General features: G+C 63.5%; 14 protein-coding genes. 7 read left to right on the top strand and 7 right to left on the bottom strand.

The features are described from left to right. Positions 1 to 95 precede the first annotated feature (95 nt). Positions 96 to 281 carry a hypothetical protein gene (locus CWO89_RS32955; RefSeq protein ID WP_130582662.1) on the bottom strand — a complete coding sequence of 62 codons (186 nt, stop codon included), beginning with the start codon at positions 279 to 281 and terminating at the stop codon, positions 96 to 98. A 210-nt stretch (positions 282 to 491) separates the two neighbouring features. Between CWO89_RS32955 and CWO89_RS32960 the strand changes: the two genes are divergently transcribed. Continuing rightward, on the top strand, positions 492 to 746 hold the full coding sequence (locus tag CWO89_RS32960; protein WP_130582663.1) for a hypothetical protein: 255 nt from the start codon (positions 492 to 494) through the stop codon (positions 744 to 746). Between the two features lie 20 nt (positions 747 to 766). Here the strand turns inward: CWO89_RS32960 and CWO89_RS32965 are convergent, their stop codons facing one another. Next, a complete protein-coding gene (locus CWO89_RS32965; protein ID WP_130582664.1) occupies positions 767 to 1,357 on the bottom strand; it encodes an NADPH-dependent FMN reductase in 591 nt (196 codons plus the stop codon). Between the two features lie 98 nt (positions 1,358 to 1,455). On the opposite strand from CWO89_RS32965, the gene CWO89_RS32970 reads away from it, so the two are divergent. Continuing rightward, positions 1,456 to 3,540, top strand: a complete 2,085-nt coding sequence (locus tag CWO89_RS32970; protein ID WP_130582665.1) for a methyl-accepting chemotaxis protein — start codon at positions 1,456 to 1,458, stop codon at positions 3,538 to 3,540. Positions 3,541 to 3,654: 114 nt separating this feature from the next. Next, positions 3,655 to 3,903: a hypothetical protein gene (locus CWO89_RS32975; protein ID WP_028165843.1), complete on the top strand. Its 249-nt coding sequence runs from the start codon at positions 3,655 to 3,657 to the stop codon at positions 3,901 to 3,903. 17 nt (positions 3,904 to 3,920) lie between these two features. Here the strand turns inward: CWO89_RS32975 and CWO89_RS32980 are convergent, their stop codons facing one another. After that, positions 3,921 to 4,865 carry an AraC family transcriptional regulator gene (locus CWO89_RS32980; protein WP_130582666.1) on the bottom strand — a complete coding sequence of 315 codons (945 nt, stop codon included), beginning with the start codon at positions 4,863 to 4,865 and terminating at the stop codon, positions 3,921 to 3,923. A gap of 304 nt (positions 4,866 to 5,169) precedes the next feature. Between CWO89_RS32980 and CWO89_RS32985 the strand changes: the two genes are divergently transcribed. From CWO89_RS32985 to CWO89_RS33000, 4 genes are read left to right on the top strand one after another with little or no spacing between them, the layout of a single operon-like run. Further along, positions 5,170 to 6,303 (top strand): DUF2336 domain-containing protein, encoded by a 1,134-nt coding sequence (locus tag CWO89_RS32985; RefSeq protein ID WP_130582667.1) that lies wholly within the window; start codon positions 5,170 to 5,172, stop codon positions 6,301 to 6,303. Beyond that, complete coding sequence (locus CWO89_RS32990; RefSeq protein WP_130582668.1) at positions 6,303 to 6,605, top strand: PilZ domain-containing protein; 303 nt, start codon at positions 6,303 to 6,305, stop codon at positions 6,603 to 6,605. Before CWO89_RS32985 ends, CWO89_RS32990 begins: the two co-directional genes overlap by 1 nt. Positions 6,606 to 6,644: 39 nt before the next feature. Continuing rightward, positions 6,645 to 6,836, top strand: a complete 192-nt coding sequence (locus CWO89_RS32995) for a hypothetical protein (RefSeq protein WP_130582669.1) — start codon at positions 6,645 to 6,647, stop codon at positions 6,834 to 6,836. 25 nt (positions 6,837 to 6,861) lie between these two features. Further along, positions 6,862 to 7,911 (top strand): HD-GYP domain-containing protein, encoded by a 1,050-nt coding sequence (locus tag CWO89_RS33000; RefSeq protein WP_130582670.1) that lies wholly within the window; start codon positions 6,862 to 6,864, stop codon positions 7,909 to 7,911. A 33-nt stretch (positions 7,912 to 7,944) separates the two neighbouring features. Here CWO89_RS33000 and CWO89_RS33005 read toward each other — a convergent pair whose 3' ends face one another. The 4 genes from CWO89_RS33005 to CWO89_RS33020 form a co-directional block, all read right to left on the bottom strand. Further along, positions 7,945 to 9,567 (bottom strand): ABC-F family ATP-binding cassette domain-containing protein, encoded by a 1,623-nt coding sequence (locus CWO89_RS33005; RefSeq protein ID WP_130582671.1) that lies wholly within the window; start codon positions 9,565 to 9,567, stop codon positions 7,945 to 7,947. Positions 9,568 to 9,788: 221 nt separating this feature from the next. Then, the gene (locus CWO89_RS33010) at positions 9,789 to 9,938 is read right to left on the bottom strand and encodes a hypothetical protein (RefSeq protein ID WP_130582672.1); all 150 of its coding nucleotides are present in this window, start codon (positions 9,936 to 9,938) and stop codon (positions 9,789 to 9,791) included. Positions 9,939 to 9,988: 50 nt separating this feature from the next. Beyond that, positions 9,989 to 10,363, bottom strand: a complete 375-nt coding sequence (locus tag CWO89_RS33015) for a hypothetical protein (RefSeq protein WP_130582673.1) — start codon at positions 10,361 to 10,363, stop codon at positions 9,989 to 9,991. A gap of 77 nt (positions 10,364 to 10,440) precedes the next feature. Beyond that, entirely contained in the window at positions 10,441 to 11,265 is an 825-nt protein-coding gene (locus CWO89_RS33020) for a tetratricopeptide repeat protein (RefSeq protein WP_394568542.1), read from the bottom strand. Between the last annotated feature and the right edge of the window lie 99 nt (positions 11,266 to 11,364).

An 11,364-nucleotide genomic window follows, 5' to 3' on the forward strand; every position in this document is an offset into this window, starting at 1 on the left:
ACCGCCCGCGCCGGCTCCGCTGCAAACGGTGCCCGAGCCGCCGGCGCAAGATGGCGGACCAGTGGTGCGTCCGCCAATGCCGGTGCGATAGCTTGTCAGCTCTGGTTGGGGCCGCGCATGATCTTCATGGCGGCTTCGATGTGGCGCCATTCGCGGGCCTCGTCGGCCTCGCCCTGGCTCTCGCAGGCTTGCGCCTTCTGCGCCGCACGGGCGATCGCCTCAAAGCCGTGCTGCTCCAACATCTGCCGCGCGATCACGTGAATCTGCGTCTCTGGCATCATGTCGCTCTCCCGATGTTGCCTGCGCCGGTCGTCACACCGTTCTGGTTAGGCCGCAGTTCGTTCTAAACCGCCGAACGACAGCGACGTTCCCCGGGCCTGGGCTCATCGGTCGTTTTCCGATTGTTAAGCAAAGTCCGGCGCATCGGGCCGTTCGGCAAAAATTTTCCACAATTGCTTCTAGAAAAGTCTGCATCGAAAGGAGAACCTCCGATGCGGATTGCAGCAGTGATCTTCGCCGGTTCGGTGGCCGCGCTCGCGCATTTTGCGACGCCGGTCCTCGCGAAGAACTCGGAAACCCAGCCGGACGCCCAGAAGGCCGACGACAAGCAGGCGACATCGCCCTGCCGTGCCTATCAAAAAGCAGCCGACGGTTCATGGCAGCAGATGCCCTGCCAGGAGATGGGCGCGCCTGCCGAAACCAAGCGCAAATCAGCCACGGGAAATTCGGATCAGCGAACGCGTTAGTTAGGGGCCCTCGCCTCAACTCAGTAAGGCGGCTGCTTGCGCGCCCGCTGCTCCTTGGCGGCTTCGACCCACCAGATGAGGTCATCGGCGAAGCGCGGAAAGGCCCGCTCCAGCGCCTTGCCGCCCTCGCCGATCGGTTTTCCATCCGCCGACAGCGTCTGCGCGATCGGTCCAACGCCGATCGTGCTTGAAATCACCACCATGCCCATCTCAGAGAGCGTGCCGTGCCAGGCGGTCGCGGCGCGCGCGCCGGAGAGGCGGCCGGCGGAATAGCTTGCGATCGCGGCAGGCCGCCAGAACCACTCCTCCAGGAAATGATCGGTGAGGTTCTTCAGCCCCGGCTGGATGCCCCAATTGTATTCGCCGGTGATGAACACGAAGCCGTCGGCTTCGCGGATCTGGCCCGCAAGCTTCTCCAGCGCAGCAGGCGCCGCGCCCTTCGGATATTCCTTGTACATGCGGTCGAGCATGGGCAATCCGACCTCCTTGGCGTCGATGAATTCGACGTCCTCGCCGCGGGCGCGCAGACCCTCGACCACGAAGCTCGCAAGCCGAATGCCCATGCGGTCGGAGCGATAGGAGCCGTAGAAGACGAGGATGCGATGAGCCATGCCGGCCACTCCGATCGGAAAGCGTAAACGCGGATTTAATCCGCGCTGGTTACCATGGAACCGAATGCTCCTCTATCGTCCAGAATGGCACCAGTCAGATGAAAATCGGAACCCTCCTGACCACCGCTATCGTCTCGCTGTCCGCCGTGGGCGGCGGACTCGCCGTCTATGTCGCGGTCTCGAAATACCAGACCATGGAGAACGTGTCGGTAGCGCAGGAGCGACTCGCAATCGTGCGCGCGATCAGTGACATCCCGCGCTATCTTAATTCGGAGCGTGGCTTCGCCACCAACATCCTGTTTGGGCCGCCGACGGTCGATCCGAAGCAGCGGGCCGATCTGAACGAGAAGGTGCGCACAGCGACCGATCGCGCCCGCGACAAGATGATGGCGCTGCGCAAAGCGCTGCCCGGTTCGCTCGAGGACGGCCAAGCGATCGGCGCCGGCATCGATGGAGTGAACGCACAATTCAACGCGCTGCGCGAGGCGATGGACAAGGCGATCGACGGCCCAGCGGAAGCGCGCAAGGACGGCGCCAAGAAGATCGTCGCCGACAATGCGGTGCTCAACAATGCCGCAGCGTCCCTGCTCGACGGCCAGGTGCGCAAGATGGCCCTGATCGACGGCGACGCCTATCGGCAGGCGGTCTACGCCAATATCGCCTGGTCGCTGCGCGACGTCGGCGGCTTCAATGCGAGCCAGCACAAGAACCTCGTCGGCGCCAGGCGTGCGGCGACCGAGACCGAGAAGGTCGATCTCGCCCGCGCCCAGGGCCGCGCGGACCAGGTGCTGATGTCACTGCAGGAACTGCGCGGCAATCCCAACCTGCCCGCCAATGTCGCAGCCGCACTCGACCGCATGAACGAGGCCTATGTCGAGCGGTTCGGCAAGGAGCTGAAGCTCGTGAAGGAAGGCGCGGCCAGCGGCAAGTACGAGCACGACGTCGATGCCTTCTACGTGGAATCGCAGCATGGGCTCAATTCGATCATCGGGGTGCGCGACGCCTTCTATGACAATGCCGAGCAGGTGCTCTCGTCCGCTTACTCCTCTGCACGTGTCAGCTTCCTGGTCGCGCTCGCCGGCCTCATCGCCGTGCTCGCGGCGAGCGTTGCGCTGGTCATGATGGTGCGCCGCCGGATCTGCAGGCCGATCGTGGAGTTGACCGCCAGGATGTCGCGGCTTGCCGCTGGCGACGTTGCGGACGAGATCGTCGGCGCCGAACGCAGCAATGAGATCGGCGCGATGGCGCAGGCCGTGCGCGTCTTCAAGGATAACATGATCAAGGCCGATCGCCTCGCGGCCGAGAAGGAAGCCGAGAACCAGGTCAAGATGCGCCGCGCGCAAGTGCTCGACAACCTGACCCACACGTTTGAGGAGAAGGTCAGCGAGCTCGTCGGCGGGCTCTCAGCCGCCTCTGCCACCATGGAGGAGACCGCGCAGTCGATGTCCTCGACGGCGTCAGCCACCAACCGGCAGGCGGCTGTCGTGGCGGCGGCCTCCGACCAGACCTCGACCAATGTGCAGACGGTCGCGAGCGCGACCGAAGAGCTGACGTCCTCGATCTCGGAAATCGGCCGCCAGGTCACCCAGTCGACCGAGATCGCGGCGCGCGCTGTGGACAACGCCCGCCGCACCGGTGATACCGCCCGCTCGCTCGCCGAAGGTGCACAGAAGATCGGCGATGTCGTCACGCTGATCCAGAACATCGCAGCGCAGACCAACCTGTTGGCGCTGAATGCGACGATCGAGGCCGCGCGCGCCGGCGATGCCGGACGCGGCTTTGCCGTGGTCGCCTCGGAGGTGAAGTCGCTGGCCGGCCAGACCGCGAAGGCGACCACCGAAATTTCCGAGCAGATTGCCACCATTCAGGCCGCGAGCGACGAGACGGTGAAGGCGATCCAGAACGTCGTCGACGTGATCACTGAGATCGACCAGATCGGCACCGCGATCGCCGCCGCGATCGAGGAACAGGGCTCGGCCACCAAGGAGATCTCGCGCAGCGTCCAGGAAGCGGCGCGCGGCACGCAGGAAGTCAATTCGAACATTTCCGGCGTGCAGCGTGCCGCCGACGACACCGGATCCGCCGCCAGCCAGGTACTCGGCGCCGCCGAACAGCTTTCCGCGCAGTCGCGCGATCTCGCCGGCCAAGTCAACCGCTTCCTGGCGGAAGTCCGGGCGGCGTAGTCGCGGGTATGGGTTGTCGATTTGGCGGAGGAATCCGCGCGCTACCAACTTGATTGGCGCAAGATTCCGATATCCAATCCGCCCCGCTATTTTGGCAAACAGGGAGAGAAGCCCATGCTCAAACGGATATTGTTGGTAGCGGTCGTCACCACCTTTGCGATCGGCTCGGCATTCGCGCAGGAGTCCTGCGAGACCAAGGCCGTCGGCAAGGACGGCAAACCGCTGTCGGGCGCGGCAAAGACCTCGTTCATGAAGAAATGCACTACCGAGTCCTGCGAGGCCAAAGCGGTCGGGTCCGATGGCAAGAAGCTCGCCGGCGCCGCCAAGACCAGCTTCATGAAGAAGTGCCAGAGCGGCGCATAACCGCGCGGCCCAGCTATTCAGGATCGCCGCGACTTCGAAAGTGTCTCGGACGGCGATTCGCCGAAATGCGACCGGTATATCCTGGAGAAGTCGCTGAGGTGCCAAAAGCCACAGGCGAGCGCACAGGCCTTGACGCTGTGGGCGCCGGCCAAGAGGTTTTGGCGAACGGGCCACAGCCGCCGCAGGCGGAGATATCGGTGCAGGCTCATCCCCCGATAGCGCTGCACCGCATCGTGCATGGTACGCACTGATACGCCGATCTCCCTGGCAAGGTCGCCGCTATAGATCGGCCGTGCGAGATCGCTGGACAGGACAGCCTGCACATCCTTGAAAACCTTGAACTGCCGGGCAGCGTTCGCCCGCGCCGTCCACTTTGCCGGCACGACCTCGGCGAACGCATGGTCGATCGCAGCCATCAGGGATTCGCGGATCGCAACCGCTACTCCGGGAACCTCAGGCGCTTCAGCTAGGTGCGGCGCGATCGCCAGGATCTCCCGCACCAGTTGGCGCAGCCGCCGTTTCGCCGTCTCGCTGGTTTCATAGAGATTGAAGCTCAGCCCAGTCTTCGGCCACCCGCGATCCTCGACCTTAGGCTTGAAAACGATCGAGGCATACTGCCGGGGGGTTCTCTCAAGGGCGCTATAGGCAGCCCCACCGCTGCCGATCACCAGCAACGACCGATCGTGCTCGATACCATTGAAGCGAATGGCAGCGCCCTCATCCATCGGGAACCCGACGGCGGTCGTGTTCGGCGCAAGCTGCACGTCGATGACCCGTGGAAACGCCTTGGTGTAGTTAAGGTCGCAACCCGGCAAGTTCAGGATGGTTTGCTCGGCCGAAATCTCCCGGGCAAGCGGAATGCACTCCACCTGCACGTTTCGAATAAAGCTCCGAAACGTGTCGATATCATCGAATCGAAATATCTTCGGCACCAGCGTTAGCGCCGGTGAATGATCGTTCATTTAAAATAGTTCTTGTAAGAGCAACACCAGTCGGTGGCACGGCAATTACGCCGCACCGCAAAAAAAGCGGGCGATCTTCGCTCGACGACTCGTCTCGTACTCTTCTTCTATTCCCCCTAGTTGGAGCGCAGTGACCGCGAAAGACAACGCGGCAAAATACCATTGCCTAATTTCGATACTGTTTTCTGGTAGAATCTTAAAGGAGACACAACCCTAGAAGACCAATTTACAGTGGTAATTAACAATCTAGGCGCGAAATCGGCTCAGGGACAGCGACGTCCTGCAGCGGATTATTGGTGCCGCCATGACTGCCATTGCCTCGACTGAGCTTATTGCGGAACTCGAAGATGTTGTCAGAGCCGGTTCCCCCGAACGCCGCATCCGGATATTGCGGCAGGTGGCGAGCCTGTTCCTCGCGGACGCCGACCGGCTCAGCGAGCACCAGATCGAAATATTCGACGACGTCCTGGTCCGTCTGATCGGGGCCGTCGAAGCGCGCACGCTGACCAAGCTCAGCGCCCCCCTTGCCGATCTGAGGTCGGCCCCGAGGGAGGCGGTGCGCCGTCTCGCCCAGCACGAGGACGCGGCAGTCGCCGTCCCGATCCTTCGCAAGTGCGAATGCCTTTCCGAAGACGACCTCATCGAGGTCATCAGGACCCGCGGCGAAAAGCACCTCGGCGCCATCGCCGAACGCAGCGCGGTGAGCCGCAGGCTCACAGATGCCCTGCTGATGCGCGGCGACGCCGCCATCTGCGGCATCCTCGCAAGGAATCCCAGCGCGCAGTTCTCTGTTGTGGGCTTTGCGACCCTGGTCGATATGGCCCTGCGCGACGATGATATCGCCGACGCGCTGGTGCAGCGGCCGGATCTGCCGCGCGATGTGCTTTGCGAGTTGGTGGCGAAATGCAGCCCCTCCGCGCAGGCCCGCCTGCTCAAGACCGCGCCGCCCGAGCGGCATGTCGCGATCAGAACGCTGATCGAAGAGACCGCCGCGCGCGGGCGCGCTCGCAAGCCTGTCGCCGTGGACTATTCCGAGGCAAAGGCGACGGTGCTCGCGCTCAACAATGCCGGCCAGTTGAACGATTCCATCGTCAACCGTTTTGCGATCCGGCGCGACCATCCCAGTGTCATCGCCGCGCTGTCGCTGCTGGCAACCGTCCCGATCGAAACCATCGAGCCGCTGATGGAGACGCAGGATTGCTACGGCCTGGTCCTCGCCTGCCGGGCGTCGCGGCTCGATTGGCAGACCGCGGTCGCCATCATCAGGAGCCGCAAGGGCGTCAAGCCGGTTTCGCCGCAACAACTCGAACAGGCCAAGGAGGCCTTTGACACGCTTTCGCTTTCCACCGCGCAGCGCGCCATCCGCTTCGGATCCGTAAGCGACATCGGCGCCAGGCCCTTGTCCACCGATACGCCTTCAGTTGGGGGAGTGCATTGATGGCTTACGGAAGCCGAAAAGCGGAGCGCGTTCACTTCGAGCACCGCTATCCGGTCAACCTGATGGGCGTTGACGGCACCTGGCAACGAAGCTGCGTTCTTCTCGACGTGTCGCAGACCGGCGCCAAGCTCGAGGTCGAGGGCGCGCTCGACGTGCTGCGGGCGCAGGAATTCTTCCTGATCCTGTCATCCAGAGGACTTGCGTTCCGGCGATGCGAACTGGTCCGGGTCGACGGGATGCAGATCGGTGTGAAGTTTGTCGCCGAACGAAAGAAGAAAGGGCGCGCCATCATTCCAAAATGATCATGCGCGCGACGCAACTTTTTCAGGGAGGAACCACCGATGGCCGTCCACAAGATCGCAGCCTTTTCCGTCACCACGAATTGCGCGGAGCCGCTGCGCGGAATCGTCGAGATCGACATGGCCGGAAAGACGCTGCGATTCGAACTCAACGAGGATGTCGCGCACAGTCTCTGCAGCGACCTCGATCATTTTCTCACCCAGGCCCAACAGCGCGCCTTCGACAACATCTGAAGCAAATGCCGGCACCACCATCTCGATGTCTGTTTACGTTGTAGCCGATACGCAAGCCGGGCTTTCGTCCTTGTGCGCCATGCTGGAGCCGAAGCATCCCGTCACAGGGGACCTGCTTGGAGCGGCCAGCATTCGCGGCAATGACATCGCGGCCGTTATCGTCAACGCCGACCTGCGTGTCGTCGACAACATCACGGCGCTGAAAGCCATGTCGGGCGCGTTCTCGCGAATCCCAAAACGCATTTTCGTCGTCAATGAGCGGACCCGGCTCGCGGTGGTTCAAGCCTACGCGCTCGGCGCGACGCATGCGTTGCTCGGTCCGGTCAAGCCGGCCCAGTTACTGGCAAAGCTCGCACAGGGCGAGACCCCATCGATCGTTCCGAGCGAACCCGCCTCGAGCGCCCGGGAGGCGGCGTCGGTCGGAGCGGCCAGCTTCGCCTCGATGTTCTCGGCGGTCACCTGCGGCTGGGCCGTCAACGTCGCGGAGGCCAAGGACGCCGGCAACGTGATCGCAGAGACGATCGCCGAGCATGGGCTGTCCGACTGGCTGGCGACGGTTCGCCGTCACCACGAGGGGACCTACCAGCACTGCCTGCTGGTGACCGGCATCGCCGTCGATTTCGGCCTGAGCCTTCGCATGGCGAAGGCCGATATCGAGCGGCTCTACGCAGCGGCGATGTTTCACGATCTCGGCAAGGCAAGGATTCCGCTCGCCGTCCTGGACAAACCCGGCAAGCTCGATGCCGAAGAACGTGCGCTGATAGAAACGCATCCTGCGGCCGGGCACGCCGCGCTGAAGGGAACGCCCGGCGTCTCGGCCGAAATCCTCGATGCCGTACGGCACCATCACGAGTTTCTTGACGGCAGCGGCTATCCGGACGGGCTTTGCGCCGAAAGCATCTCCGACATCGTGCGCATCCTGACCATCTCCGACATCTTCTCCGCATTGATCGAGCGGCGGACCTACAAACAGGCGATGTCGCGGGCGGCGGCTTACGAGGTCCTGCAGGGCATGAAGGGCAAGCTCGAGCGGCCGCTGGTCGAGGCGTTCAGGGACGTCGCCCTGAACCGTTGACCCGCCCTCCTGGTCGTCGCCGACGGCCGAAAGCTAGCTCCGCAGCCCCGGTGCTTCCTGACCGGTGCGAGCGACGTACTCCGTATAGCCCCCGCCAAATTGGTGGATACCGTCCGGTGTCAGCTCCAGAACACGGTTGGAGAGCGCGGCGAGAAAATGCCGGTCGTGCGAGACGAACAACATCGTGCCTTCAAACTCCGACAGCGCGTTGATCAGCATCTCCTTGGTCGCGAGATCGAGGTGGTTGGTCGGCTCGTCCAGCACCAGGAAGTTCGGGGGATCGAAGAGCATCTTCGCCATCACCAGCCGCGCCTTCTCGCCGCCAGACAGTACCCGGCACCTCTTCTCGACATCGTCGCCGGAGAATCCGAAGCAGCCGGCAAGCGCGCGCAACGAGCCCTGCCCTGCTTGCGGGAACGCGTCTTCGAGCGACTGAAACACGGTGCGTTCGCCGTCGAGCAGATCCATCGCGTGCTGCGCGAAGTACCCCATCTTGACGCTGCCGCCGAGCACGACCGTGCCGTTGTCCGGCTCGGTCGAGCCGGTTACCAGCTTCAACAAAGTCGACTTTCCGGCGCCATTGACGCCCATCACGCACCAGCGCTCGCGCCGGCGGATCATGAAGTCCAGTCCTTCATAGATTCGCTTGCTGCCATAGCCCTTGTGGACGTTCTTCAGCGCGACCACGTCTTCGCCGGAGCGCGGCGCCTGCTGGAATTCGAACGCCACGGTTTGGCGGCGTCTCGGAGGCTCGACCCGCTCGATCTTGTCGAGCTTCTTGACACGGCTTTGCACCTGGGCCGCATGAGAGGCGCGCGCCTTGAAGCGCTCGATGAACTTGATCTCCTTCGCCAGCATCGCCTGCTGGCGCTCGAACTGAGCCTGCTGCTGCTTGTCGGCCATCGCGCGCTGCTGCTCATAGAACTCATAGTCGCCGGAGTAAGTGGTGAGCGCGCCGCCGTCGATCTCGATCACCTTGCCGATCACGCGATTGATGAACGCGCGGTCGTGCGACGTCATCAATAACGCGCCCTCGTACCCTCTGAGGAACTGCTCAAGCCAGATCAGGCTTTCGAGATCGAGATGGTTGCTCGGCTCGTCCAGCAGCATGACATCCGGACGCATCAAGAGGATGCGCGCCAGCGCGACGCGCATCTTCCAGCCGCCCGAGAGCGCGCCGACGTCGCCGTCCATCATCTCCTGGCTGAAGCCAAGGCCGGCCAGCGCCTCGCGCGCCCGCCCCTCGAGCGCGTAGCCGTCAAGCTCCTCGAACCGTCCCTGCACCTCGCCATAGCGCGCGATGATGTCGTCCATCTCGTCGGCGCGATCAGAATCGGCCATCGCGGCCTCGAGCTCCTTCAGCTCGGCCGCAACGATGCTGACGGGGCCCGCGCCATCCATCACCTCGGCGACCGCGCTGCGGCCGGACATCTCGCCGACATCCTGGCTGAAATAGCCGATCGTGATACCGCGATCGACCGCGACCTGCCCTTCGTCGGGCACGTCCTGGCCTGCGATCATGCGGAACAGCGTCGACTTGCCGGCGCCGTTCGGCCCGACGAGGCCGATCTTTTCACCCCGGTTGAGCGCTGCGGAAGCTTCGATGAAGAGGATTTGGTGGCCGGCCTGCTTGCTGACGTTATCGAGACGGATCATTGCGCTATCTGGTGGGACATCTGTGCGGGGCGCTCTTAGTCGATTTCGCCCGCCAGCGCGAGCGGAGATATCGGGCCAGCCGCCGAAAACACGGACTCGGCGCCTCGCCCGTCATTGCGAGCGCAGCGAAGCAATCCATAGCGCGGCAAGTGGGGGCATGGATTGCTTCGCTACGCTCGCAATGACGAGGAGAGAGGCGACGTCGCGCAGGACAGTCTCGACTAGTGGCGCTTGAAATATTGCACGTCACGCTCGTGCTTTTCGGCCGCGGCCCGGGTCTTGAAGGTGCCGAGATTGCGGCGTTTACCGGTCTTCGGATTGACCTTCCGCGAATAGAGGCGGTATTCGCCGGATCGTAGCTTGCGGATCATGGTCGGGTCTCCTTTTGCCCGATCAACCGCGCCCCACCCTCTCGGTTCCATTAGGGCTTGCGCTGAGGTGGAAATAGCTGATTGCCAAATGGCTGCGGTCCAGTGGGAACGCGGATGGCGATGAAGCTTCGGCCCATCGACGTGTGGCAGGAATTGCAGCCTTCGGTCAGATTTCCAAAGGCCTTCGCAAATTTGCGGCCATCCTTCGCGGCGATCGCGTCGGAAACCGACTGCAACGGATCCTTCAGCGTGGTGACATTGCTGACGGGGATACCGGAATACAGCATGGCTGCTTCCGCAAGGCTGGATTCGAGCTGGCTCAGTTCGTAGGCCGCGAGCTCCCAATTCTGGGCCGTGGCGGCAAAGCGGCTTACGGAATTCGAACAAGCCGCACCACAGACGTCATTGCGAGCGTAGCGAAGCAATCCATTGTCACCGCAAGCTTTGAGAGATGGATTGCTTCGCTACGCTCGCAATGACGGCTGGGCTACCATTGATCGCGCTAGAAGCAAAGGTTCGTCACGACGTTGCCGCGCTTGTCCTTGATCGTCATCGGACATCGCGCCCGCTCCAGCGCCTTCTTGGCGTCCTCGTCGCCGAGGGCTGCGGCGCGCTCGTAATAGGCTTTCGCGGCATCCGAATCCTTCGGACCGCCGCGGCCGGATTGCGCGAAGGCGCCCATCCGCTCCAGCGCGCCCGGATGATTTTGCGCCGCCGCCTTCTCGAACAGCGCGCGCGCCGCGACATCATCCTTCTCACCGCCGGTGCCTTCGGAAAGCATCAGGCCGAGCTGATATTGCGCCTCGGGGTTGGTCTCGGCGGCCTTCGCGAGCAATTCGCGGGCGCGCGCCGGGTCGGCCGCCGAGGAGCCGCCCAGCGCGGCGAGATTGGTGACGCCGCGCGGATTTCCGGCCTGCGCCGCGCGCTCGAACAGTTTGCGCGCCTGCGCCTCATCTTTCGCGACGCCCGCGCCGGTCCCATAGAGCACGCCGAGTTCGACCATCGCCGAGGTCGAGCCCTTGTCCGCCGCCTTGCGCCAGGCCGCGACCGCTTCCGCCGTTTGCCGATTGGCCGCATAGGCGCGGCCGAGCTGATACATCGCCCGGCGCGAGGATTTCGTGGCAGTCGCGCAGTATTTGATCGCGGTCGCGATGTCGGCCGAGGCGACCTCCGGCACGCCCTTGACGTCGGCGGGCTTGTCGGGATCGGAGGGATCGGCCGCGAGGCGGTCGCACAGCACGAGGTCGGCAGATTGCGCATGGGCATGGCCCGGCGCCACGCCAACCATGAGCGCAGCAAACAGGCAGCAGGAAAGTCGTTTCTTCATGCCGCTACGTTGCTTCGACGGCCCGGCAAATTCAAGGCTGCCGATGGCGGCAAAGCCGGCATTCGACAGCCTTGAAAAGGGATCTAGTGGTCTATCACA

The organism is Bradyrhizobium sp. Leo170 (assembly GCF_004296405.1).
Lineage (GTDB): Bacteria > Pseudomonadota > Alphaproteobacteria > Rhizobiales > Xanthobacteraceae > Bradyrhizobium.